General features: G+C 67.3%; 23 protein-coding genes. 7 read left to right on the forward strand and 16 right to left on the reverse strand.

The window, feature by feature from the left end:
- Positions 1-22: 22 nt before the first annotated feature.
- Positions 23-1,321: an efflux RND transporter periplasmic adaptor subunit gene (locus ACT54R_RS04300; RefSeq protein ID WP_476324025.1), complete on the reverse strand. Its 1,299-nt coding sequence runs from the start codon at positions 1,319-1,321 to the stop codon at positions 23-25.
- A 408-nt stretch (positions 1,322-1,729) separates the two neighbouring features.
- Here ACT54R_RS04300 and secA point away from each other — a divergent pair, with 408 nt between their 5' ends.
- The gene (gene secA / locus ACT54R_RS04305) at positions 1,730-4,510 is read left to right on the forward strand and encodes a preprotein translocase subunit SecA (protein WP_476324027.1); all 2,781 of its coding nucleotides are present in this window, start codon (positions 1,730-1,732) and stop codon (positions 4,508-4,510) included.
- 65 nt (positions 4,511-4,575) lie between these two features.
- Here secA and ACT54R_RS04310 read toward each other — a convergent pair whose 3' ends face one another.
- The 3 genes from ACT54R_RS04310 to ACT54R_RS04320 form a co-directional block, all read right to left on the reverse strand.
- Complete coding sequence (locus ACT54R_RS04310) at positions 4,576-5,205, reverse strand: Pr6Pr family membrane protein (protein WP_476324029.1); 630 nt, start codon at positions 5,203-5,205, stop codon at positions 4,576-4,578.
- A 120-nt stretch (positions 5,206-5,325) separates the two neighbouring features.
- Positions 5,326-6,468: a L,D-transpeptidase family protein gene (locus ACT54R_RS04315; protein WP_210254605.1), complete on the reverse strand. Its 1,143-nt coding sequence runs from the start codon at positions 6,466-6,468 to the stop codon at positions 5,326-5,328.
- A gap of 244 nt (positions 6,469-6,712) precedes the next feature.
- Positions 6,713-7,666, reverse strand: coding sequence for an acetyl-CoA carboxylase carboxyltransferase subunit alpha (locus ACT54R_RS04320; RefSeq protein ID WP_168459863.1), 954 nt, complete (start codon positions 7,664-7,666; stop codon positions 6,713-6,715).
- A 214-nt stretch (positions 7,667-7,880) separates the two neighbouring features.
- Between ACT54R_RS04320 and ACT54R_RS04325 the strand changes: the two genes are divergently transcribed.
- From ACT54R_RS04325 to ACT54R_RS04335, 3 genes are all read left to right on the forward strand, one after another.
- Positions 7,881-8,087: a hypothetical protein gene (locus ACT54R_RS04325; RefSeq protein WP_476324032.1), complete on the forward strand. Its 207-nt coding sequence runs from the start codon at positions 7,881-7,883 to the stop codon at positions 8,085-8,087.
- A gap of 97 nt (positions 8,088-8,184) precedes the next feature.
- Positions 8,185-8,475 (forward strand): YggT family protein, encoded by a 291-nt coding sequence (locus tag ACT54R_RS04330; RefSeq protein WP_168459864.1) that lies wholly within the window; start codon positions 8,185-8,187, stop codon positions 8,473-8,475.
- A 10-nt stretch (positions 8,476-8,485) separates the two neighbouring features.
- Positions 8,486-8,821 (forward strand): DUF167 family protein, encoded by a 336-nt coding sequence (locus ACT54R_RS04335; protein ID WP_476324034.1) that lies wholly within the window; start codon positions 8,486-8,488, stop codon positions 8,819-8,821.
- 3 nt (positions 8,822-8,824) lie between these two features.
- On the opposite strand, the gene ACT54R_RS04340 is transcribed toward ACT54R_RS04335, so the two are convergent.
- The 7 genes from ACT54R_RS04340 to ACT54R_RS04370 all read right to left on the reverse strand — a co-directional run bounded on the left by ACT54R_RS04340 (position 8,825) and on the right by ACT54R_RS04370 (position 15,387).
- Positions 8,825-9,175 carry a cupin domain-containing protein gene (locus ACT54R_RS04340; RefSeq protein ID WP_168459865.1) on the reverse strand — a complete coding sequence of 117 codons (351 nt, stop codon included), beginning with the start codon at positions 9,173-9,175 and terminating at the stop codon, positions 8,825-8,827.
- Between the two features lie 45 nt (positions 9,176-9,220).
- On the reverse strand, positions 9,221-9,973 hold the full coding sequence (gene kduD / locus ACT54R_RS04345; RefSeq protein WP_476324036.1) for a 2-dehydro-3-deoxy-D-gluconate 5-dehydrogenase KduD: 753 nt from the start codon (positions 9,971-9,973) through the stop codon (positions 9,221-9,223).
- 11 nt (positions 9,974-9,984) lie between these two features.
- On the reverse strand, positions 9,985-10,824 hold the full coding sequence (gene kduI, locus ACT54R_RS04350) for a 5-dehydro-4-deoxy-D-glucuronate isomerase (RefSeq protein ID WP_476324038.1): 840 nt from the start codon (positions 10,822-10,824) through the stop codon (positions 9,985-9,987).
- Between the two features lie 29 nt (positions 10,825-10,853).
- Positions 10,854-12,134, reverse strand: coding sequence for a TRAP transporter large permease (locus ACT54R_RS04355; RefSeq protein ID WP_476324040.1), 1,281 nt, complete (start codon positions 12,132-12,134; stop codon positions 10,854-10,856).
- A 15-nt stretch (positions 12,135-12,149) separates the two neighbouring features.
- Complete coding sequence (locus tag ACT54R_RS04360) at positions 12,150-12,725, reverse strand: TRAP transporter small permease (protein ID WP_476324042.1); 576 nt, start codon at positions 12,723-12,725, stop codon at positions 12,150-12,152.
- 58 nt (positions 12,726-12,783) lie between these two features.
- Complete coding sequence (locus ACT54R_RS04365; RefSeq protein ID WP_476324044.1) at positions 12,784-13,779, reverse strand: TRAP transporter substrate-binding protein; 996 nt, start codon at positions 13,777-13,779, stop codon at positions 12,784-12,786.
- A gap of 81 nt (positions 13,780-13,860) precedes the next feature.
- Positions 13,861-15,387, reverse strand: a complete 1,527-nt coding sequence (locus ACT54R_RS04370) for a UxaA family hydrolase (RefSeq protein ID WP_476326370.1) — start codon at positions 15,385-15,387, stop codon at positions 13,861-13,863.
- 209 nt (positions 15,388-15,596) lie between these two features.
- Here ACT54R_RS04370 and ACT54R_RS04375 point away from each other — a divergent pair, with 209 nt between their 5' ends.
- From ACT54R_RS04375 to ACT54R_RS04385, 3 genes are read left to right on the forward strand one after another with little or no spacing between them, the layout of a single operon-like run.
- Positions 15,597-16,304, forward strand: a complete 708-nt coding sequence (locus tag ACT54R_RS04375; protein ID WP_476324046.1) for a GntR family transcriptional regulator — start codon at positions 15,597-15,599, stop codon at positions 16,302-16,304.
- 5 nt (positions 16,305-16,309) lie between these two features.
- Positions 16,310-17,722, forward strand: coding sequence for a glucuronate isomerase (gene uxaC, locus ACT54R_RS04380; protein WP_476324048.1), 1,413 nt, complete (start codon positions 16,310-16,312; stop codon positions 17,720-17,722).
- On the forward strand, positions 17,719-19,197 hold the full coding sequence (locus tag ACT54R_RS04385) for a mannitol dehydrogenase family protein (RefSeq protein ID WP_476324050.1): 1,479 nt from the start codon (positions 17,719-17,721) through the stop codon (positions 19,195-19,197). The genes uxaC and ACT54R_RS04385 overlap by 4 nt, the downstream gene beginning before the upstream one ends.
- Positions 19,198-19,219: 22 nt before the next feature.
- Here the strand turns inward: ACT54R_RS04385 and ACT54R_RS04390 are convergent, their stop codons facing one another.
- The 5 genes from ACT54R_RS04390 to ACT54R_RS04410 form a co-directional block, all read right to left on the reverse strand.
- A complete protein-coding gene (locus tag ACT54R_RS04390) occupies positions 19,220-19,723 on the reverse strand; it encodes a TIGR00645 family protein (protein WP_476324052.1) in 504 nt (167 codons plus the stop codon).
- A 133-nt stretch (positions 19,724-19,856) separates the two neighbouring features.
- Positions 19,857-20,747: a carbohydrate ABC transporter permease gene (locus ACT54R_RS04395; RefSeq protein WP_476324054.1), complete on the reverse strand. Its 891-nt coding sequence runs from the start codon at positions 20,745-20,747 to the stop codon at positions 19,857-19,859.
- A 49-nt stretch (positions 20,748-20,796) separates the two neighbouring features.
- The gene (locus tag ACT54R_RS04400; RefSeq protein WP_394078577.1) at positions 20,797-21,648 is read right to left on the reverse strand and encodes a carbohydrate ABC transporter permease; all 852 of its coding nucleotides are present in this window, start codon (positions 21,646-21,648) and stop codon (positions 20,797-20,799) included.
- 262 nt (positions 21,649-21,910) lie between these two features.
- Complete coding sequence (locus ACT54R_RS04405; protein WP_476324056.1) at positions 21,911-23,224, reverse strand: ABC transporter substrate-binding protein; 1,314 nt, start codon at positions 23,222-23,224, stop codon at positions 21,911-21,913.
- A gap of 115 nt (positions 23,225-23,339) precedes the next feature.
- Positions 23,340-24,413 (reverse strand): ABC transporter ATP-binding protein, encoded by a 1,074-nt coding sequence (locus tag ACT54R_RS04410; RefSeq protein ID WP_476324058.1) that lies wholly within the window; start codon positions 24,411-24,413, stop codon positions 23,340-23,342.
- Positions 24,414-24,577 lie beyond the last annotated feature (164 nt).

Genomic DNA, 24,577 nt, shown 5'->3' on the forward strand with positions numbered 1-24,577 from the left:
CTGCCTCATGTTCGAGGGCGGGTCAGTTCTTCGGCGTCGCAGGGGTCGCACCCGGCGTCGCCGGAGCATTGGGGGTCGGCGGCACCGAGGGGATGGCGCGGGCCGGAGCGTCGGCGGGCGCCACTCCGGCGGGCTTCGGCAGAGGCTTGGTGCCATCGTCCACCGGCGGGGCGATGGCGACGATCTTGCCCACCTCCACGTCGATCTTGGAGCCGGGCACCGCGCGCTGCATGCCGTTGATGATGACGCGGTCCGTCGCCTTCAGCCCGCCGATGACGGCGCGCAGGCCGTCCGCCTGGAGCTGGCCGAGGGTGATCTGCGTCTGGGCGACGACATTGTCGGAGCCGACGGTGAGCACATAGGGACCAAGCTGGTTGTAGCTGATCGACGAATCCGGAACGAGGATGGTCGCCGCCGCCTGGCCGAGCGGCACCCGCACGCGGGCGAACAGGCCGGGCAGCAGCACGAAGTCGTCGTTCTGGAAGATGCCGCGGACGGTGAGCGTGCCGAGGTTGGGGTCCACCTGCGGCGCGATGTAGTCGATGCGGCCGGCATGGGGATAGCCGGTCTCGGTCTGGAGACCGATCTCGATCGGGATGTCCGGCAGGTCGCGGGTGAGGCTGGTGAGGGAGCGGCCCTGCTTGGCCAGCTGCTCCTTGATTCGCAGCACTTCCTGCTCGCTCAGCGTGAACCACACCCAGATGGGGTTGAGCTGGACGATGCTGGCGAGCTTGGTGGGGCCGCTGTAGCCGACGAGGGCGCCCACGTCCTGGAGATGGGCCGTCACCGCGCCGTCGAAGGGGGCGTTGACCTGGGTATAGCCGAGGTTGATCTGGGCGAGCTGCAGGGAGGCCTGGGCATTGGCCACCTGGGCGACGGCGGAATCGCGCTTGGCGCGGGCCTGGTCGAGGGCGGCCTGCGAAGCGAAGTCCTGCTTGGCGAGCTGGTTCTGGCGGTTGAACTCGGCCTCGGCCTGCACCTGCGCCGCCTGGTTGGCCGCGAGCGTCGCCTTCGCCTGGTCGACCTGGGCGATGTAGGTGTCCTGCTCGATCACGAACAGGGTGGTGCCCTTCTTGGCGAAGGCACCGTCCTTGTAATTGATGTTGGTGAGGAAGCCCTGCACGCGGGCGTTCAGGTCCACCGAATTGATGGCGGCGGTGTTGCCGGTCAATTCGAGGAAGCGCGTCACCGGCTGTTCCAGCACGGTCGCGACCGTCACCTTGGGCGGCGGCGGGGGTACGTAGGTGTTCTTCTCCTCGCATGCGGAGAGAAGGAAGGCAGCTCCGAGGGCAACGCTCGCGCAGCCCAGCCGACCCGACACCCTGATACCCCCCACCATACCACTACCCCCAATATGCAGTCGCGGCGGATACTAAGCATCGGGCAACGGATGTGTCCATGAAAGGAATTGCCCGGACGCGCCGCGATGGTCGATTGCCGCGGCACCTATGCACCGCGGCAACGCTTCGTCACAGCGCCGGCCCGGAGGGCTCCGCGGCACCCGCCTCGCATTGACATTGCCCCGACCCGTTCATAAGTGTCCGCATGGTGTGCTGCCCGCGGAAGCGGGGCGGTTGCGGCTGCGCGTTCGTTCGCTGCGCCCGCCTGTCCCGCCTTCGGACTTGCTGATGCCCCATTGCGGGTGTCCAACGGCGCGCATCGTTGCCCGGAGGTCCGGCGGTCCGTCTCCGCCCTCCTTCAGACCTGACGGAACGGAATAGAGAAACCCATGTTTGGTGGACTTGCCCGCAAGCTCTTCGGCTCCGCGAACGATCGCCGGGTGAAGGGCTATCGTCCCCGCGTCCAGGCCATCAATGCGCTGGAGAAGGAGCTGGAAGCCCTCTCCGACGACCAGCTGCGGGCCCGCACGGAAGATTTCCGCCGCCAGCTTGCCGAGGGCAAGACCACCCTCGACGATCTCCTGGTGCCCGCCTTCGCCACCGTGCGCGAGGGCGCCAAGCGTGCGCTCGGCATGCGCCACTTCGACGTGCAGCTCATCGGCGGCATGGTGCTGCACGAAAGCTCCATCGCTGAGATGAAGACCGGCGAAGGCAAGACGCTGGTCGCCACCCTCCCGGTCTACCTCAACGCGCTGGCCGGCAAGGGCGTGCATGTCGTGACGGTGAACGACTACCTCGCCAAGCGCGACGCCGAGTGGATGGGCAAGCTCTACCGCTTCCTCGGCCTGTCCACGGGCATCATTGTCCACGGACTCGACGACGACGAGCGCCGCGCCGCCTACGCCAGCGACGTCACCTACGCCACCAACAACGAGCTGGGCTTCGACTACCTGCGCGACAACATGAAGTATGAGCGCGCACACATGGTGCAGCGCCCGCACTTCTACGCCATCGTCGACGAAGTGGACTCCATCCTCATCGACGAGGCGCGCACGCCGCTCATCATCTCCGGCCCGCTCGACGACCGGTCGGACTTCTACAACACCATCGACCTGTACATCCCCCGCCTCTCCAAGGAGGATTACGAGGTGGATGAGAAGCAGCGCACCGTCACCATGACGGAAGCGGGCATGGAGAAGATGGAGCAGATGCTCACCGAGGCCGGGCTCCTGAAGTCCGAGAGCCTCTACGACATCGAGAACGTCTCGGTGGTCCACCACGTCAACCAGGCGCTGCGCGCGCACGCTTTGTTCCAGCGGGACAAGGACTACATCGTGCGCAACGACGAGGTCGTCATCATCGACGAGTTCACCGGCCGCATGATGCCCGGCCGGCGCTATTCCGAAGGCCTGCACCAGGCGCTGGAGGCCAAGGAGCGCGTCCAGGTCCAGCCGGAGAACCAGACGCTCGCCTCCATCACCTTCCAGAACTATTTCCGCCTCTACGAGAAGCTGGCCGGCATGACCGGCACCGCGGCGACCGAGGCGGCCGAGTTCCAGGACATCTACAAGCTCGAAGTGGTGGAAGTGCCCACCAACGTCCCGGTTTCCCGCATCGACGACGATGACGAGGTGTACCGTTCGGCCGGCGAGAAGTACGCGGCCATCATCGAGCTCATCAAGGAGTGCAGCGCCCGGGGCCAGCCGGTCCTCGTGGGCACCACCTCCATCGAGAAGTCGGAGCTTCTGGCCGAGCTGCTGAAGCAGGCCGGCTTCCACCAGATCGACTTCTCCGATCCGGCCGCCTTCGCCCATGACCGTTCGGGCAAGGCCTTCGCGGTGCTGAACGCGCGCTACCACGAGCAGGAGGCCTACATCGTCTCCCAGGCCGGCGTGCCGGGCGCGATCACCATCGCCACCAACATGGCCGGCCGCGGCACCGACATCAAGCTGGGCGGCGCCGCCGACATGCGCATCGCGGCCGAGCTGAAGGATCTGCCCGAGGGCGAGGAGCGTGCCGCCGCCGAGGCCCGCATCCGCGCCGAGGTGGAAGAGCTGAAGCAGAAGGCGCTGGCCGCCGGCGGCCTCTTCGTGCTTGGCACCGAGCGCCACGAGAGCCGGCGCATCGACAACCAGCTGCGCGGCCGCTCCGGCCGCCAGGGCGACCCCGGCCACTCCAAGTTCTTCCTGTCGCTCGACGACGACCTGATGCGCATCTTCGGGTCGGACCGGCTCGACGGCATGCTGCAGCGCCTCGGCCTGAAGGAAGGCGAGGCCATCATCCATCCCTGGATCAACAAGGCCCTGGAGAAGGCGCAGCAGAAGGTCGAGGCGCGCAACTACGACATGCGCAAGAACGTCCTCAAGTACGACGACGTTCTGAACGACCAGCGCAAGGTGGTGTTCGAGCAGCGCCTGGAGCTGATGAACGACGACGACGTGGCCGAGACCGTGGAGGACATGCGCCACGCCCTCATCACCGAGACCGTCGCCAAGTTCATCCCCGAGAATGCCTATCCCGAGCAGTGGGACGTGGACGGCCTCGACACCGCCATCAAGGAAGTGCTCGGCATCGAGCTGCCGGTGAAGGACTGGGCCAAGGAAGAAGGCATCGCCGGCCCCGAGGTCACCGAGCGCATCATCCGCCGCGCCGACGAGTGGATGGCTGCCAAGACTGCCCAGTATGGGCCGGACATCATGCGCTATGTGGAGAAGTCCATCCTTCTCCAGACGCTGGACCACCTCTGGCGCGAGCATATCGCCATGCTCGACCACCTGCGCCAGGTGGTGGGCCTGCGCGGCTATGCCCAGCGCGATCCGCTGAACGAGTACAAGTCCGAGGCGTTCAACCTCTTCTCTGCGCTGCTGAACCGCCTGCGCGAGATTGTCACCGCGCAGCTGATGCGGGTGGAGATCGTCGCCCAGCCGCCCATGGAGGAAGAGCTGCCCCCCATGGAGGCGCACCACGCGGACCCCTTCACCGGTGAGGACGAGATGGCGAGCATCGGTGCCGCCCTCGGCTCCCGTCCGGAGCCGCTGCTCTCGGGCGACGTCGCGGTGATGGAGCGCAACCCGAACGACCCCTCCACCTGGGGCAAGGTCGGTCGCAACGAGGCCTGCCCCTGCGGCTCGGGCAAGAAGTACAAGCACTGCCACGGCCGCTTCGCCTGAGGCGGTGATCCCCGGCGCGGTCCTCCGCGCCGGGCCTTCCCCCGCTGGGCGTCGGGGCTTCGGGCTCAGCCGCGCCGGTGGCCGATGGCCCGGTCGATGCCCACGAAGATGAGCGCGGTGGTGAAGAACACCACCGCCAGCACCACGGCATTCTGCGCCATCTTCTCCACCCCGAGCTTGGCCGGGTCGAGGAACCAGTAGGCGTACCAGCCGTCCGCCTCGCCGCGGGCCACGGCATAGACGAGATAGGCCAGCGGCGGCGCCATGGCCCACACGGTATCGGCCAGCCGCAGCCGCCCGTGCGGCCCCACCAGCCAGACGATCAGGAACAGCACCGGCACCGCCTGATGCAGCAGGCGGTCGGCGACGAGCTGCGCGCCTTGCGGATTCCACACATGGCGCAGCAGCAGGGCATAGATGATGCCCACCAGCACGATGGAGACGACCGTCGTCAGCCGCGCCCGTGCCCCGGTGAGCGCATGCAGGCCGCCGAGCGCGATTTCGGTGGCGACGATGGCGACGCCGAGATTGGTGAGAACCGTGAAGAAGCCGAGGAAGCGCCACAGCGCCGGGCCGAATCCCTGGCCGATGGCGGCCATCTTCTGGACCACGATGACGAGCTGGAGGATCAGCGCAGCCCAGCCGACGACGGCCGTGAGGGCGGCCATCCGCCGGCACCAGACATCATGCCCCATGGTCCGCCCTCCCCGCCGCACCCGCCAGGCGGCGGAAAAGCGTAGGCTGAACCATGTACCGTCGGCAAGGCACTCGCCACTCGTGCGCGATGGCGAGCCGCCCCGTAGGTGGAAGCTCGACTACCGGGGATAGGAGCTGGAGGCGACCGCCGTGGGCTGCGGTGCCGAGGCTGCAGCGGATGCCGCCGCCAGCGAGCCCGTGGTGGCGGGGGCGCCGTCGCTCTGGTCGGCGCGCAGCAGCGCGTCCGCCTGAAGCTTGGCCGGCGTCTCCTTCGGCGGATTCACATAGTCCGGAAGGCGGCCAGGCGCCGGGGTATAGGACATCTGCCCGGTCTCGCGCTCCTTGAGCTTGGCAAGGAACACCGGGTGCATGCCGCCGTCGCTGCCGGTCTTCACCGGGGCCACGGGCGCGGTGGTGGAGAGCGCCGCCACCTGGGCATCGTCGGACCGCTGCTTGGCGGCCACCGCCGAGGCGATCTGCTCCGGCACCTGATAGGGCGGGCAGGCCTGGCTGGCGTCGAAGGCGCGGCCTGGCGCGGGCGTGGCGTCGAACACATAGGTGCGGTTGCAGACCGAGACCTTCGGCTCCTGCTTCGTCACCTCGAAATGGTCGGAGCCCTGCTTGAGGTTCCGCCAGAACGCCATGTTGGGATTGTTGCGGTAGCGGGCGAGGTTCTTCGCCGTCATCCGGAAGGGATAGGCCTGCACCTGGAAGGCGCGCTGGCCGCCAGCGAAGCTCTCGCGGGCCAGGGAGAAGATCTCGGAAATCTGGTCGTCGGTCATGGCGTAGCAGCCCGAGGACGAGCAGTCGCCATGCACCATCAGGAAGTCGCCGGTGCGCCCGTAGGCCTTGTCGTAGGCGTTGGGGAACCCGAGGTTGAACGCCAGATAATAGCTGGAGTTCGGGTTCATCTGGCCGGGGGTGATGGTGTAGAAGCCCTCCGGCGCCTGCCGGTCGCCTGTGCCCACCTTGGGGCCGAGTTCACCCGACCAGCGGCAGATGGGATAGGTCTTGAGGAGCGCATAGCTGCCCTCGGACGTGACCTTCCAGACCTCCAGCTCCGATTCCTGCTTGTAGATGCGAACCAGGATGGGGGTGGAGGGCGCCATGTCCTTCTTGGCCAGCAGCGACACCATTTCCGGCGACAGCGGCTTGTTCGCCTTGCGCGCGACCTCGGAATCGGTGGCGTTGCAGCCCGCGAGGGCGAGCGCCGCGCAGGCGGCGAGACCCGCCATCCGCAGGCGCGAGGAGAGGGTCGTCATCGGACGGCGCTTGGACAAGCGGCTTATGGACAAGCGGCTCAACGCGAAACTCCCGGATCCGGACCGGCCATGAGGCCGAAAAGGCTAACCGGTCCCCCTTGATGCGACGTTATCAGCGTCGCTCCGGCCCGATGGAGAAAATAAGGCAAATGCGGCCAAGATGGGGAAACTCCGGCCCGCTTCCCCCATGCCGCAGCGCCATGGTTAAGGATTTCTTACCGCTGTGGCCGCCAGGCCGCGCCCGTCAGAGGGTACGGCCGATGGCGAGGAACTTGTCGCGTCGCGCCTTGCGGACCTGCGCGCCGTCGAGCCCCGCCAACGAGGACAGCGCATCGGCGATGGCGTCGCCCGCAGCGGCGATGGCCGCGTCCGCGTCGCGATGGGCGCCGCCGGCCGGCTCCTTCACGATGCCGTCGATGACGCCGAAGCGCAGCAGGTCCTGCGCGGTGATCTTCATGTTGGTGGCCGCGTCCTGCGCCTTGGCGGTGTCGCGCCAGAGGATGGAGGCCGCGCCTTCCGGCGAGATCACGCTGTAGATGGCGTGCTCCATCATCAGCACCTTGTTGGCGGTGGCGATGGCAATGGCGCCACCCGAACCGCCCTCACCGATGATGAGCGCGACATTGGGCGCGGAAAGTGCCAGGCAGGCGTCGGTGGACCGGGCGATGGCCTCGGCCTGCCCGCGCTCCTCCGCGCCGATGCCGGGATAGGCCCCGGCTGTGTCCACCAGCGAGATCATGGGCACACCGAAGCGGTCGGCCAGTTCCATGATGCGGGCGGCCTTGCGGTAGCCCTCGGGGCGGGCCATGCCGAAATTGTGCCGGATGCGGGTTTCGGTGCTGGAGCCCTTCTCGTGGCCAAGCACGCACACCGCCTCGCCGCGGAAGCGGGCGAAGCCGCCGATGATGGCCTCGTCCTCGCCGAACTTGCGGTCGCCGGCGAGGGGGGTGAAGTCCTCGAACAGGCCGCGGGCGAAGTCGGCGAAATGCGGCCGCTGCGGATGGCGGGCCACCAGCGTCTTCTGCCAGGGGGTGAGATTCGCATAGAGCGCGACCAAAGCGTCGCGCGCCTTGCCCTCCAGCTTCAGCACCTCGTCGGTGATGGCTACGCCGTCGCCGGAAGAGGAGAGCGCGCGCAGCTCTTCCACCTTGGCCTCGAGTTCGGCAACCGGCTTCTCGAAGTCCAGATAGCTGCGCATGAGGGTCCGTGGGGTTGGAGGAGGTCAGCGCCCCCAAAAGCGGCGGGAAGCTGCCTTTGCCGCGCGGGCAAGTCAAGGCGGCACGTCAAAGTCGGCCGCGCGGACAAACGAAAGCTCCGTCGCGGCGCGGCCTGGCCGTGGGGCAAGGCGACGCTGCAACGGATCACTGCGGGGAGCGTTGTCTCCAAATCATGGTCACATCATGGAGGTTGCCGTGAAACCCGACGAAGCGATGCTGAAGAAAGGGAAAGAGGGCCAGCCGGCGACCGACGCCGCCGAAAAGCGCCACCTCGACGCGCAGCGCCAGAAGCCCGCCGCCGGCCCGCACGCGAAGCCGCAGCTGACCGATCCGGAGAAGACGCCGGGGGCCGGTGCCCTGCCCGACCCCGACAAGCCCCACGACCCGGACGCGACCGGCTGACGCAGCCGGTGGGGCCCGGCGGCGGCCGGGTGGCCTTGTTCCGGGACCGCTGGTGGCGCTATTGCTGGCACGCCACTTCCCGGGGACCCTTCCGACGATGCGCGCGCTGCTCGACGTTATCCTTGTCGTTCTCCAGCTCTATGTCTGGATCCTCATTGCCGCGGCCGTGCTGTCCTGGCTGGTCGCATTCAACGTGGTCAATCCGTACAACTCGTTCGTGCGCAGCGTGGGCGAGTTCCTGTTCAAGGTGACGGAACCGCTGCTGGCACCCATCCGCAACGTGCTGCCCAATCTCGGCGGCCTCGACCTGTCGCCGATGGTCCTGATTCTGCTGATCTTCTTCCTGCAGCAGGTCATCGCCTACTACATCTACCCCTACGTGTTCTGAGCCGGCCGCCGTGTCGTCCGCCGCCCCGTCTGCCGCCTCGTTCGTGCGCATCCTGCCGGACGGCGTGGAGGTGACGGTGCGGGCGACGCCACGCGGCGGGCGCGATGCCGTGGACGGCGTCGCCGCCCTGTCGGACGGCCGGGAGGTGCTGAAGGTGCGGGTGCGGGTGGCGCCGGAGGATGGCGCCGCCACGGCTGCGGTGGCGAAGGTTGTGGCCGGGGCGGCCGGTGTCGCCGCCTCGCAGGTGCGGCTCGCCTCGGGCGCCACGGCGCGGGTCAAGACCTTCCGCATTCCGGGCGACGGCCCCGCCCTCGCCGCGAAGCTCGCCGCCGCCGCGGGGAAATGAGCCTCAGGCAGGCTTCACGAAATCCGCGCGCATGGGCGTGAACACGTCCACCAGCACGCCGGGCTCGATGCAGACCGCGCCATGGTGGGTGCCCGAGGGCACGTAGAAGCTGTCGCCCGCCTTCAGGCGCTCGGTGCGCCCGCCGATGGTCAGCTCGAACACGCCGCTTTCCACGCTGGTGATCTGCACGTGGGGATGGCTGTGCGGCACGCCCATGGGCCCCGGCGCGCGGGCGATGACGCGGACCAGCATGATCTCGTCGTTGAAGGTGAGGATCTGCCGGCTCACCACCTCGTCCACCACCTCCACCGGCGTGGTGTCGGCGAAGGCGAAGACGTTGCCCTTCTCGCTCATGCTCTCTCCCATCCTGCCGGCCAGTCCCCGACCGGCCCGCCTGTATCAGCGCGCCAGCCAACCGCCGTCCACCGGCAGCACGACGCCATGCACATAATCCGCCGCGCGAGACGACAGGAACACCGCCGCTCCACCGATGTCGGACGGGTCCCCCCAGCGGCCGGCGGGAATGCGGCCGAGGATGGCAGCGTTGCGGTCCGCATCCGCGCGCAGGGCCTCGGTGTTGTTGGTCACGAAATAGCCCGGGGCTATGGCATTCACGTTGATGCCCTTGGCCGCCCACTCGCAGGCGAGGAGCCGCGTGAGACCGGCAAGCCCGCTTTTGCTCGCCGTGTAGGACGGTATGCGGATGCCGCCCTGGAAGGAGAGCAGGGAGGCGATGTTGACGACCTTGCCCCCCTTGCCGTCCGCCAACATCCGCCGGGCGACGGCCTGGGTGAGGAAGAAGGTGGACTTGAGGTTCACGTCCATCACCTCGTCCCAGTCCTTTTCCGAGAAGTCGATGGCGTCGGCGCGGCGGATGATGCCGGCGTTGTTCACGAGGATGTCGACGCGCCCGCCGATCTCCGCCTCGGCGACGATGCGGTCGATGGGCTTGAGCGTGCCGAGGTCGGCCCGCACGGGCGTGAAGCTGCCGCCAGCGGCGGCCACAAGGGCGGCGGTCTCGTCCATGGCCGAGCGCCCCACCCCCACCACGCCAGCGCCGGCCCGCGCGAGCGCAACGGCGATGGCCTGGCCGAGGCCGGTGTTGGCGCCGGTGACGATGGCCCTGCGGCCGGACAGATCGAACGGATTCAAGGGATCTCGGCTCACTTCAGCTGGTCCATGGCCACCATGTCCATGTCCGTATAGTCGATATTGTCGCCGCCCATGCCCCAGATGAAGGTGTAGGCGCGGGTGCCGCAGCCGGAATGGATGGACCAGGGCGGCGAGATCACCGCCTGCCCGTCGGCCACCACGATGTGCCGCGTCTGGTCGGGCTCGCCCATGAGGTGGATGACGCGGGCGTCGGCCATGAGGTCGAAATAGAGATAGACCTCCGAGCGCCGGTCGTGGACGTGGCAGGGCATGGTGTTCCAGACATTGCCCTCGTCGAGCTGAGTCATGCCCATGACCAACTGGCAGGAGGTCACCACATCAGGGTGGATCATCTGGTAGATGGTGCGGCGGTTGGCCGTGGCAACCTCGCCGAGCAGCATCTTCTTGGCTTCCGCGATGCGCACCACCTTGGTCTCATACCGCGCATGGGCAGGGGTGGAGAGGAGATAGAAGCGGGCGGGCGCATCGGCGCTGTCGGAAGTGAACAGCACTTCCTTCGTGCCCATGGCCACATAGATCGCATCCCGATGCCCGAGCGCATGGGGAACGCCATCGACGCGCACCTTGCCGGCACCGCCGATGTTGAAGACGCCCAGTTCCCGCCGGTCGAGGAAGTTCGGCGAGCCGATGGTCGCCTTGTCGCTCTCCAGCGCCAGCGGCACCGTGACCGGCATGGCCCCGCCGATCACGAAGCGCTCCACATGGCTGTAGGTGAGCAGCACCAGGCCGGGCTCGAACAGGCGCTCCACCAGATAGTTGCGCCTCAGCGCCTCGGTGTCGAACCCGCGGGTGGCGTCCTGGTGATGCACATGGCGCACGTCGATCATCATGGGGGCAGACTTTCGGGGCAGTACGGGGACTAGCGGAACAGGGCCGGCAGCCAGAGCGACACGGCCGGCACGTAGGTGACGATCATCAGCACCGCGATGGAGGCGCCGAAGAAGGGCCAGATGGTCTTCATCGCCTCGCCGATGGTGATCTTGCCCACCGCGCAGCCCACGAACAGCACCGAGCCCACGGGCGGCGTGTTCAGCCCGATGCCGGCGTTGAGGATCAGGATCACCCCGAAATGCACGGGATCGATGCCGAAGGCCTTCACCAGCGGCAGGAAGATCGGCGTGCAGATGATGATCATCGGCGCCATGTCCATGAAGGTGCCAAGGATGAGCAGGATGATGTTGATGAGGAGCAGGATGACATAGGGGTTGGACGAGACCGCCTGCATCATCTCGATGGTGGCCTTCGGCACCTGCAGGAAGGCCATGAGCCAGCCGAAGGACGCCGCGGTGCCGATGACGAGCAGCACCATGGCCGTGGTTCGCACCGCGCCGAGCGTCGCCTCCACGAAGTCCGCCCAGTGCATCTCGCGATAGACGAGGGTCGTCACCAGCAGCGCATAGATGACGGCGATGCAGGAGCTTTCCGTGGCGGTGAAGATGCCCGAGCGCACGCCGCCGAAGATGATGCCGATGAGCATGATGCCCGGGATAGCCGCCACCACCGAGCGCAGCACCGCATACCAGCCCGGAAAGGTGCCGGCCGGATAGCCGCGATTGCGCGCCACCACATAGGCCGTAATCATCAGCGCCGCGGCGAGCAGGATGCCCGGCATGATGCCCGCGGTGAACAGGTCGGCGATGGAGATGGTGCCGCCCGCCGACAGGGAATAGATAATCATGTTGTGGGACGGCGGGATCATCAGCGCGATGATGGCCGAATTCACCGTCACGTTGACCGCATAGTCCTTGGCATAGCCGTGGCGCGCCATCTGCGGGATCATGATGCCGCCGATGGCCGAGGCATCCGCCACCGCCGAGCCGGAGATGCCGCCGAACAGGGTGGAGGCCACCACGTTCACCTGGCCGAGCCCGCCGCGCAGATGCCCCACGAGGCTCGCCGCCATGCCGATGAGCCGGTCGGCGATGCCGCCGCGCATCATCAGGTCACCCGCGAAGATGAAGAAGGGGATCGCCAGCATGGAGAAGGCGTTCATGCCCGAATTCAGCTGCTGGAACACCACCACCGGCGGCAGATCGAGATAGAGCACGGTCGCGAGCGACGCGAGGCCGAGGCAGAAGGCCACCGGCGTGCCGATGACGAGGAGCAGCGCGAAGACGCCGAAGAGGATGGTGATGGCCATGGGTCTTTTCCGGCGTCATTCCACGGTGTGGACATGGGCGAGCGGCACTTCCGGCACCCGCCCCTCGGTGAGGTCGGTGAGCAGCCGCTCGAACGAGAACAGGCAGATGAGCGCGCCGCCGCCCACCAGCGGCAGGTAGTCGACGCCCTGCGGCAGGTCCACACCCGCCATCTTGGCGCTCCAGGTGCCCATGGCGAGGTCCCAGCCGTACCAGCCCATGGCCGCGCCGAAGCCCATGACGAGGATGTGGGTGGTGATCTCCATGGCCCGCCGCACCGGCGGCGTCGCGAAGTGGAGGCCGATCTCGAAGCCGAGGTGCATGTTCTCGCGCACGCCCACCGCAGCGCCGAGCAGGATGAACCAGCTCATGAGCAGCAGCGACAGCGGCTCGGTCCAGCTCGGCGAGGCGTTCAGCACATAGCGGCCGATCACCTGCCAGAACACCGCCGCCGTCATGGCGACCAGCCCGGCGCCGGAGATCCACAGCGCGACCGCGGAAAGCAGGCGGACCACCCGCCGCAAGGCGATGAGCGGCACCGGCCTTTCGGCCTCGGCGCCCCTGCCGGAACGTTCGCTGGACTTGATGGTCATGCCGCTGCGCCTCCCCGGACAATGACCGGGCCGCGCGGGCCCGGCCGGTGCCGCGCCTTCAGTTCACCGCCCGGATGCGGGCGACGAGATCCTTCATCTTGTCGGTGGTGACGAACTTGTCGTAGACCGGCTTCATCGCGTCGATGAAGGGCTTCTTGTCCACCTCGTTGATGATGGCGCCGCCCTTGACCACGTGATCCTTGGCCTCGATGTCGCGCTTGGCCCAGAGCTCGCGCATCTTCTTGGTGGCTTCAAGACCGGCTTCCTTGAACATCTTCTGGTCCTCGGGGCTCAGCTTGTCGAAGGCACGCTTCGACATCACGAACACCTCCGGCGCCAGCGAATGCTCGGTGAGCGAATAATATTTCGCCACCTCGTAATGCTTCACGGAATCATAGGAGGGATAATTGTTCTCGGCGCCGTCCACGAGGCCGGTCTGCAGGCCGGAGTAAAGCTCGCCGAAGGGCATGGGCGTCGCATTGGCGCCGAGCGCGTTGATCATCGCGATGAACAGGTCCGACTGCTGCACGCGGATCTTCATGCCCTTCATGTCGTCGAGCGTCTTGATGGGCTTCTTGGAATTGTACATGGAGCGGGCGCCGGAATCGAAGAAGCCGAGCACAACGAGGCCGTGCGGCTCGAAGGCCTTGGCGATCTCCGCGCCGATGGGGCCGTCCACCACCTTGTACATGTGCTCGGTGGAGCGGAACAGGAACGGCATGCCGAGCACCGCCGTCTCCGGGATCAGGTTGTTGAACGGCGCGGTGTTGACGCGGTTGAGATCGATGACGCCGAAGCGGGTCTGCTCGATGGTGTCCTTCTCGCCGCCGAGCTGGCCGGAGGAGAAGACCTGCACCTTGTACTTGCCGTTCGACTTCTTCTCGATGATCTCGCCGAAATACTTCACGGATTCGACAGTGGGGTAGCCATCGGGATGAATGTCGGCGGAGCGCAGCGTGGTCTGCGCCATCGCCGGGAGCGCAAGGCCCGGCAGCGCCAGGCTCGAGAGCGCGAAAGCTACGGCGCGGGCGGTCAGTCGGCGTCGGGTCAGCATGGGCGTTCTCCCTGAGTGTCTGACGGATTTTTCCGTTTATTGCGGCCTTTCCGGCCGTTCACTTCCAATGGACGCGGCGGCCTACATCACCGCGCCGATCTGCCAGGGCACGAACTCGGCATCGCCGTAGCCCAGTTCCTCGGATTTGGTGTGCGCGCCCGAGGCAACCGCCAACACCTTGTCGAAGATCTCGCGGCCCTTGTCTTCCAGCGACACGCCGTCGAGCACATCGCCGCAATTGATGTCCATGTCTTCTTCCATCCGGCGATAGATGTCGGAATTGGTGGCGAGCTTGATGGACGGGGTGGGCTTGGCGCCGAAGGCGGAGCCGCGGCCGGTGGTGAAGCAGATCACGTTCGCCCCGCCTGCCACCTGCCCGGTGGCGGCCACCGGATCGTAGCCGGGCGTATCCATGAAGACGAAGCCGGCATCCGTCACCGGCTGGGCATATTCATAGACCGCGCGCAGGGTCGAGGAGCCGCCCTTGGCGGCGGCGCCGAGCGACTTTTCCAGAATGGTGGTGAGCCCGCCGGCCTTGTTGCCGGGCGAGGGATTGTTGTTCATCTCCCCCGCGTTGCGGGCGGTGTAGTCCTCCCACCACTTGATGCGGGCGACCAGCTTCTCGCCCACCTCGCGCGTCGCGGCTCGGCGGGTCAGCAGGTGCTCGGCGCCGTAGATTTCCGGCGTCTCGGAGAGAATGGACGTGCCGCCCTGCGCCACCAGAAGGTCGGAGGCGACCCCCAGCGCGGGATTGGCGGTGAGTGCCGAATAGCCGTCCGAGCCGCCGCATTGGAGCGCCAGCACGATCTCGGACGCCGGCCGCGCCTCCCGCCGGGCGGCGGCAGCGCGGGGCGCCATCTCCTTCAGCGTGCCGAGGATGTGCTCCACCGTGCGGCGCGTGCCGCCCTCGTCCTGGATGGTGAGGGTGCGGAAGCCGTCCGCCTCCTCCACCCCGTATTCCTGCTTGAAGCGGGCGATCTGGAACATTTCGCAGCCGAGCCCCACCATCACCACGGCGGCGAAGTTGGGATGGGTGGCGTAGCCCCAGAGCGTGCGCGAGAGCACGTCATAGCCCTCGCCCTTGGAGGCCATGCCGCAGCCGGTGCCATGGATGATGGGCACGATGCCGTCGATGCCCGGAAAGTCGGCGAGGATGCCCGAGCGTTCCGCCGCCTGCGCCGCGAACCGCGCCACCGAGGCCGAGCAGTTCACGCTGGTGAGGATGCCGAGATAGTTGCGGGTGCCGGTGCGCCCGTTGGAGCGGCGAAAGCCCATGAAGTGGGCGCGCTCGGCCTCCGGCAGCAGCGCATCGTCCCGGGCGTCGGCCGCAAAGGCGTAGTCACGGGCGAAATCGTGCAGCACCACATTGTGGGTGTGGATGTGGGCGCCCGGGGCGATGTCTTCGCTGGCAAAGCCGATGATCTGGCCGAACTTCACCACTGGCGCGCCGGCCGGAATGGGCTCGATGGCCACCTTGTGGCCGCGCGGGATCCGCTGGGTGGCGACGACGCCCGCGACCGAGCCGCCGGGCGCGACCTCGTCCAGCGCCACCGCCAGATTGTCCTTCGCAGAAAGCCGAAGGGTGCGCGGCGCGATGCCCGCCTCCATCCCCATGAGCACGTCTCCCCGACCCTTGTCCCCGGCCCCGTCGGGCCCGCGCCTTCGTTGACGCCCTTGATATGCTAATATATTAGTACGGCAGATGCCGCAAGAGCAGGCCGGGAGTGGGCAGAGTACCGGGGGAGGCAGAAACGGTGGTGGCGACGGGGGCGGATCTCAGGCGCAGGCCGGCGCTTCGCAGCGAGAATGTCCGCGCGGTGCCGGCGTCATCGCGCATCCACGCCGCCCTGCGCGACGACATCGTGGCCATGACCCTCCCGCCCGGCGCGCCGCTCCAGGAAAAGCAGATCGCCCTCGCCTACGGCGTCAGCCGCACGCCGGTGCGCGAGGCCATCCTGAAGCTGGCGGATGAGCGGCTGGTGGACATCTTCCCCCAATACGGCACATTCGTCTCGCGCATCTCCGTGCCGGAGGTGCGCGACGCCATGATCATCCGCAACGCGCTGGAGCGCACGAGCGTGCGGGAGGCGGCGGCCCATGTGGCAACGCTGCCGGAGAAGGTACGCCGGGTGGTGATGGCGCCACTCCTCGCCACCCTGCGCCAGCAGCGCGCCTCCCACCGCGCCGGCGCGCTGGCGGAGTTCCACGCCGCCGACGAGGCCTTCCACCAGATCATCGCGGAGCTGGCCGGCCACCCCAACATCTGGCGGGTCATAAGGCAGGAGAAGGCGCATGTGGACCGCTGCCGCCTCCTCACTTTGCCCTCCCCCCAACGGCGCGCCAGCGTCATCGCCGAGCACCAGAGCGTGGCCGACGCCATCGGCGCGGGCGATGCGGACGGCGCGGAAAAGGCCATGGCGGCCCATCTCGGCCGGGTCATCCCCAGCGTCGAGGATCTGGGCGCCGCCCATCCCGATTATTTCGAGGCGGAAGGCGCGCCCGCCGATGCCGTGAACGCGAGGTAAGTCCCGTGTCCAGCCTCCTTCATCCCGACCGCCTGCTCCCCGCCGACCCCTCCGTGCGCGCGGTGGCGCGCCGGCTCTATGCGGAGGTGGAGGCGCTGCCCATCGTCTCGCCCCACGGCCATACCGACCCGCGCTGGTACGCCTTCAACGAGAACTTCCCGGACCCCGCGCGCCTCTTCGTGGTGCCGGACCATTATGTGTTCCGGATGCTCTATTCTCAGGGCATCCCGCTGGAAAAGCTCGGCGTTCCCCGCGCCGACGGCGGCGAGACGGAGCAGGACGGGCGGGCCATCTGGCGGCTGTTCGCGGCGAACTACCACCTGTTCCGGGGCACCCCCACGCGGGCCTGGCTGGACCATGCCTTCGCCACCCTGTTCGGGCTGGAGGAAAGGCTCAGCGAGAAGAACGCGGACGCCGCCTACGACCTCATCGCGGAGAAGCTGCAGCAGGACGCCTTCCGACCGCGCGCTTTGTTCGAGCGCTTCAACATCGAGGTGATCGCCACCACCGAGAGCCCGCTGGACGACCTTGCAGCCCATGCGGAAATCCGCGCCAGCAGCTGGGGCGGACGGGTGGTGACGGCCTATCGGCCCGATCCGGTGGTGGACCCGGAGTTCGAGGGCTTTTCCGCCAATCTCGCGTGCTTCGGCGAGATCACCGGCGAGGACACCTTCTCCTGGTCGGGCTATCTCGCCGCCCACCGCAAGCGCCGCGCCTTCTTCAAGACCTTCGGCGCCACCTCCTCCGACCACGGCCACCCCACCGCCGCGACCTTCGACCTGCCGCCGCAGGAGGCCGAGGCGCTGTTCCGCCGTGTCACCGGCAATGCCCCGGTGAGCGCGCAGGACGCCGAGCTGTTCCGCGGCCAGATGCTCACCGAGATGGCGCGCATGAGCCTGGAGGACGGGCTGGTGATGCAGATCCACCCCGGCGCCATGCGCAACCATAACGGCCAGATCTTTGCCCGCTTCGGCCGGGACAAGGGCGCCGATATCCCCTCCCCCACCGAATATGTGCGCGCGCTGAAGCCGCTGCTCGACCGCTTCGGCAACGAAGCGGGCCTCACCATCATCCTGTTCACCCTGGACGAGACGAGCTATGCGCGGGAGCTGGCGCCGCTCGCCGGCCATTATCCGGCGCTGCGGCTCGGCCCGGCGTGGTGGTTCCACGACAGCCCGGAGGGCATGAAGCGCTTCCGCGCCATGACCACGGAGACCGCCGGCTTCTACAACACGGTGGGCTTCAACGACGACACCCGCGCCTTCCCCTCCATCCCGGCCCGGCACGACGTGGCGCGGCGCATCGATTGCGGCTTCCTCGCCGAACTCGTGTGCGAGCACCGGCTGGACGAGGATGAGGCGGTGGAGGTGGCGCGCGACCTCGCCTATGGCCTCGCCAAGAAGGCCTACAAGCTTTGAGCCCCCGGCTCTCGCTTTCCACCCTCGCCGACCTGCCCACCGCCGTCGCCCGCCCGGCCTATGACATAGCGGCGGCGGAGGTGGGAGTCGTGCATCTGGGCGTCGGTGCCTTCCACCGGGCGCATCAGGCGGCCTATCTCGATGAAATCTTGTCGCGCGGGCACGCGGGCTGGGCCATCTGCGGCGCCAGCCTGCGCTCGCCCGACACCTCCGACGCGCTCGATCCGCAGGATGGCCTCTATACGCTCGCCGAGCGCTCCGGCGCGGGGGACAAGCTGCGCGTGATCGGAGCGCTGCGCCGGCTGCTGGTGGCGCCGCGTGATCCGGAGGCGCTGCTTTCCGCCATGTGCGACCCGCGCGTGCGCATCGTCACCCTCACCGTGACCGAGAAGGGCTATTGCCACGATCCCGCCTCGGGCACGCTGGACGAGGCACACCCGGACATCCGCGCCGATCTTGCGAATCCGCACAGGCCGGTGAGCGCGCCGGGCTATCTGGTGGAGGCCCTCGCCCGCCGCCGGGCGGCCGGCATCGCCCCCTTCACCGTGCTCACCTGCGACAACCTCCCCGCCAACGGCAAGACGGTTGCGCGGGTGACGACCCGTCTCGCCGCTTTGCGCGACGCCGATCTCGGCCGCTTCGTCGCCGGCGAGGTCGCCTTCCCCTCCACCATGGTGGACCGCATCGTGCCCGCCACCACGGACGACGACCGCGCGCTCGTCGCCGCCGGTCTCGGGATGGAGGATGCGTGGCCGGTGATGGCCGAACCCTTCAGCCAGTGGGTGGTGGAGGACCGTTTCCCCCTCGGCCGGCCGCCGCTGGAAGAGGTGGGGGTGGAGCTGGTGTCGGACGTGGAGCCGTTCGAGCACATGAAGCTGCGCCTGCTGAACGGCGCCCATTCCACCCTCGCCTATCTCGGCTATCTCGCGGGCCACGCCACCATCGCCGACACCATGGCCGTGCCCGCTTTCGCCCGGCTCGTGGCGCGGCTCCAGGACGAGGAGGTGACGCCGACGCTGCACCTGCCCGCGGGCGTGGACGTGGCCGCGTACAAAAGGGCACTGCGCGAACGATTTGCCAATCCGGCCCTCAGGCATCGAACATGGCAGATCGCCATGGATGGCTCGCAAAAACTGCCCCAGCGCCTCGTCGCCACGGCCCGCGACCGGCTGGCGGCCGGAGCGCCCATCCCGCTCCTCGCCCTCGGCATCGCCGGCTGGATGCGCTACGTGACCGGGCGGGACGAGCAGGGAAATGCCATCGACGTGCGCGATCCCCTCGCCGCCCGGCTCAAGGCGCTGGCGGACGAGGCCGGCCCCGATGCGACGCGCCTCGCCCCGGCGCTTCTCTCGGTGCGGGAAGTGTTCGCCGACCTCGGCGCCGACCCGCGCTTCGCCGGCCCCGTGCGCGACGCCCTCGCCCGCCTCATGGCGCATGGCGCTGCGGCGACGGTGGAGGAGATGGCGGGTAGGTGATCCCAAGCCCGCTCTGCGCTTCTCAGTGCTTGTTGTTGGAGAGCTTGTCCGACCAGGCGAGGACGAGGCTCGAGCCCACGAACACGACATGGATGATGACGAGCCATGTCAGCGTGTTCTCGCTCATGTTCCCCTTGTCGAGATTCATGAACGCCTTGAGCAGCTGGATGGCCGAGATCGCGACGATGGACGCCAGCAGCTTCTGCTTCAGGCCTGTGAAGTCCACCCGCGTCATCCAGTCCGGCCAGTCCGGATGGCCGTCGGGATCGATCTTCGAGACGAAGTTCTCGTAGCCGGAGAAGATGACGATCACCACGAGGTTGCAGGTGAGCGTCAGGTCCACGAGGGCCAGGATGCCGAGGATGATGTCGCTCTCGGTGGCCGAGACGGCGTGCAGGACGAAGTGCAGCAGTTCGTGGCCGAACTTGAACAGCAGCACCAACATGCCCACGACGAGGCCGACATAGAAGGGCGCGAGAATCCAGCGGCTGCGGAACAAAATCCCTTCGATCAACCGCTCGAGCATCCCTCACCCCCCGCTTTCAGCGGCGCATGATGCACCGCAACGAGCCGCGGCAAGGGGTGCCACGGCGCGCGCGCAAGGGCAAGCGGACAAATGGCGTTCGGGCGACGTGGACGCCGCGCCCGAAAGGCGCGCCCTACTCCTTCACCGCTCCGGTCATGGACGAGACGTAATAGTCCACGAAGAAGGAATAGAGGATCACCACCGGCAGCGAGCCGATGAGGGCACCGGCCATCAGCGATCCCCATTCATACACGTCCGAGCGCACCAGCTCGGTGAGCACGCCCACCGGCACGGTCTTGTTCTCCGACGACTGGATGAAGGTGAGGGCGTAGATGAACTCGTTCCACGACAGGGTGAAGGAGAAAATGCCCGCCGAGATCAGCCCCGGCACCGAGAGCGGCAGCAGCACCTTGATGAGGATCTGCCAGCGCGAGGCGCCATCCACCAGCGCGCATTCCTCCAGCTCGAAGGGGATGGAGCGGAAATAGCCCATCAGCAGCCAGGTGGAGAAGGGCACGAGGAAGGTGGGATAGGTGAGGATCAGCGCCAGCTTGGTGTCGTAGATGCCGAGGCCGAACACCATGATGGCGAGCGGAATGAACAGGATCGACGGCGGCACCAGATAGGCGAGGAAGATGCCGAGGCCCACCCAGCGCGAGCCGTTGAACCGCAGGCGCTCGATGGCATAGGCCGCGAACACGCTGGTCACCAGCGAGATGACCGTGGCCGCCACCGAAATGTAGACCGTGTTCCACAGCCAGTGCGGATAGGAGGTCTCGAACAGGAGATACTTGATGTGCTCCAGCGTCGGCTCGACCACCCAGAGTGGGGAGTAGTTGTTGTAATCGGTGAGCTGGAAGTTCGGTTTGATGGCGGTGATGGCCATCCAGTAGAACGGGAACAGCAGCACGAAGACGAAGATGATGAGCGGCAGGATCACCGTCACGATCCGCCGGGGCAGGCTGTCGAGATAGCTCATGCCCGTGGAATTGTCGGTCATCTGAACGGGTTGGGGCTGGGCCATGGTGGTCCTCGCAGAATTGGGGGGCGGCGCGCGGGCTTGAAGAGCGGGCTCAGTCGGCCCCGCCCTGCTGCCACTTGCGGCGCTGCAGGCCGAAATAGCTGAACAGGATCGCCGCCAGCAGGAAGGGGATCATGGCCACCGCGATGGCCGCGCCCTCGCCCAGCGAGCCGCCGGGAATGGCGCGCTGGAAGGAGAGCGTCGCCATGAGATGGGTGGAGTTCAGAGGACCGCCGCGGGTGAGCACGTAGATCAGCTGGAAGTCGGTGAAGGTGAACAGCACCGAGAAGGTCATCACGACAGCGATGATCGGCGAGAGCATGGGCAGCGTGATGTAGCGGAAACGCTGCCAATTGGTGGCGCCGTCCAGCGTCGCCGCCTCGTGCAGCGAGGGCGAGATGGTCTGGAGGCCCGCCAGCAGCGAGATGGCGACGAAGGGAATGCCGCGCCAGACATTGGCTGCGATGACCGAGGCGCGGGCGTTGGTGACGTCGCCGAGGAAGTTGATGGGCGCGGAGATGAGCCCCATCTTGATGAGTGCCCAGGAGATGATCGAATACTGGCTGTCGAAGATCCACCAGAAGGCGATGGCCGAGAGCACGGTGGGCACCACCCACGGCAAGAGCACCACGGCGCGGAAGAAGGCCTTGAACGGCAGGTTCTCGTTGAGCAGCAGCGCCAGCCACAGGCCGAGCGCGAACTTCAGGATCGAGGCGGCGATGGTGTAGAGGAGCGTGTTGAACACCACCAGCCAGAACAGGCTGTCGCCCCAGAGCGATTCATAGTTCTCGAGGCCGATGAACACGCCCTCGCGGCCGATGCGCGTGTCGGTGAATCCGAGCCACACGCCGAGACCGAGGGGATAGGTGAGGAAGAACAGAAGGAAGACGGCCGCCGGCACCATGAAGGCGATGCCGAGCACATGCCGGCCCTGCCCGATGCCGGCCCAGAAGGACCGCTTGTGGGTCGGCTCAGCCGCTGCGACGTTGGCCATGAATGGGTCTCCGGAAGCTTGTCTTTCTGACTCGAAGCCCCTCTCCCCTTGCGGGAGAGGGTGGATCGCGGCGCAGCCGCGAGACGGGTGAGGGGTTCGCTCCCCTTCCCGCCACACCGGCCCCCTCGCCCCCCGCCCGCGAGGGGAGGAGGACGAAGGCATCAGTCCCGCCTCAGCGGTAGATGCGCTCGGCGCGCTGCTGCGCGCGCTTGGCGGCTTCTTCGGGCGTGCGCTGGCCGGTGGAGGCTTCCGCCACCATGTCCACCACGATCCAGTCGGCCATGGCCGCGGCCGACTTCGGCCCGAGCGGGCCGGCGTAGCCGTTGGGCTGCAGCGTCTCGGAGGCCACCGCATAGGCGGCGTGGATGGGCTTGGAGGTCCACACCGGGTTGTTGGCGAAGCTCTTCAGCGTCTGGCAGCAATAGGCGCTCGCGCCGGTGAGCCAGGCATTGTACTGGTCGGCCTGGAACATGAAGGCGAGATAGGCCTGCGCCGCCTTGGGGAACTTCGAATACTTGAAGATGCAGGCGGTGGTGGTCTGGTGCAGTTCCACCTTCTTGCCCACCGGGCCGAGCGGGAAGTTGGTGGACTTCATGTCCGCCGCCATGTCCGCGAGCTTCGGGTCGTTGGCCGCGGCGTAGTAGATGGACACGCCGTTGGCCGTCACCGACAGGTCGCCGGCGATGAAGGCGCGGTTGTTGTTGACGTCCAGCCAGCTCTCGGTGCCGGGGATGAAGGTCTTGTACAGCTCGGCGGCATACTTCAGCGCGGCGACGGTCTCCGGCGAGTTGATGACCACCTTGCCGTTCTCGTCCACCATCTTGCCGCCATGGCTCCAGAGGATCCAGTGCGTGTAGTTGTTGCCGTCGCCCACGCCGTGGCCCAGCGTGAAGCCCATGGGGTGGTTGTTGGCCTTGAGCGCCTTGCCGAGTTCGAGAAGGCCCTTGGTGTCCTTCGGGAATTCGGAGAAGCCGGCCTGCTTCACCCAGCTGTCGCGATAGACCACCGCATTGCCGATGGTGGCGAGCGGCAGGCCGACGAAGCGGCCGTTGACCTTCGCATACACCTCGTTGCCGGGATAATAGCCGCCGTACTGCTTGGCGAGGCCGGTGGCGAGGTCGGTCACGTCGAGCAGCTTGTCGGGATACTGCTGGGCGTCGTCGAACCACACCCACACGATATCCGGGCCGGAGCCCACGTTCGCGGCGACGGCGGCCTTGGGACGGATGTCCTCCCAGCTCTCCTTGTCGATGCGCACCTCGATGCCGGTGGCCTCGGTGAACTTCTTGGTGTTGGCGATCCAGGCGTCTTCCTCGCCCTTCACGAACGGCGACCAGCGCAGCAGGCGGAGGGAGGCGCCGGCCTCCGGCTCGAACTTGGCGACAGCCTGGGCGATGGCCTCCCTGGTGGAGAGCATGGGCAGGGCCATGGCACCGGCCGCAAGGCCCGCGCCGCCCATGAGAAGGTCACGTCTGGAAATGGTCATTGGTCTTCCTCCCGTGAAGCGTTTCCTTGAAGGACGGGCCGTTTCGGACGGTGTGTCTCGAACGGTCTTCTTTCCCCCTGAGCGTGCCGGTGGCCCGGCACGGTAACCGACCGTGTCAGAGCCGACTGCCGGTCGCCTCGTCAAAAAGATGTGTGAGGCCCGGCTGCGGCGCGATGCGGATCGTCTCGCCGGGGCTGAAGCTCAGCCGCTCGCGGAACAGGCAGGTGATCTCCTGCGCCGCGGCCCCTTCGCCGAGGCGGGCGACGACCAGGATTTCCGAACCGGTGGGCTCGGTGACCACCACCTGCGCCGGCACGCCATTCGGATCGAGCCGGATGTGCTCGGGGCGCAGGCCGTAGACCACCTTCTGCCCGTCGGCGAGGCCCTGCGCGTCCGGCAGGGGCACCTCCACGCCGCTGTCGGTCACCAGCATGGGATTGGCGCCGAGCCGCACCTTGCCCTTCACGAAGTTCATGGAGGGCGAGCCGATGAAGCCGGCGACGAACTGGTTGGCCGGGCGGTCGTAGAGATCGAGCGGGGCGCCGATCTGCTCGACGATGCCGTCGTGCATCACCACGATCTTGTCGGCCATGGTCATGGCCTCGATCTGGTCGTGGGTGACGTAGACGGTGGTGGTCTTCAGCCGCTGGTGCAGTTCCTTGATCTCGGTGCGCATCTGCACGCGCAGCTGGGCGTCGAGATTGGAGAGCGGCTCGTCGAACAGGAACACCTGCGGATCACGCACGATGGCGCGGCCCATGGCGACGCGCTGGCGCTGGCCGCCGGAGAGCTGGCGTGGGTAGCGGTCGAGCAGCTTGGTGAGATTGAGGATCTCCGCCGCGCGCTTCACCCGGCCCTCGATCTCGGACTTCGGGGCTTTGCGCAGCTTGAGCGAGAAGCCCATGTTGTCCGCCACCGTCATGTGCGGATAGAGCGCGTAGTTCTGGAACACCATGGCGATGTCCCGTTCCTTCGGCGGCATCTCGTTGATGACGCGATTGCCGATCAGGATCTCGCCGCCGGAGATGTTCTCAAGGCCGGCGATCATGCGCAGCAGCGTGGACTTTCCACAGCCCGAGGGGCCGACCAGGACCACGAACTCGCCGTCGCGGATGTCCACGTCCACGCCATGGATGACCTGCGTCGACCCATAGGCCTTCTTCACACCGCGAATGTCCACGGTCGCCATGCAGCGTCCTCTCCCCTCGCCGTTTCCTCGTGCCGCACGGGGGCTGTTTGAGCCTTGCCCGATGCGGCCGCACCATTCTTGGGCCGGAACAGACCTCCGGCCGTCGCCCCTTCCGGAACGCGGCGCGATCATGGTGCGAGGCGAGAACGGGATCAAGTGGAAAT

This window comes from Xanthobacter sp. DMC47 (assembly GCF_056313845.1).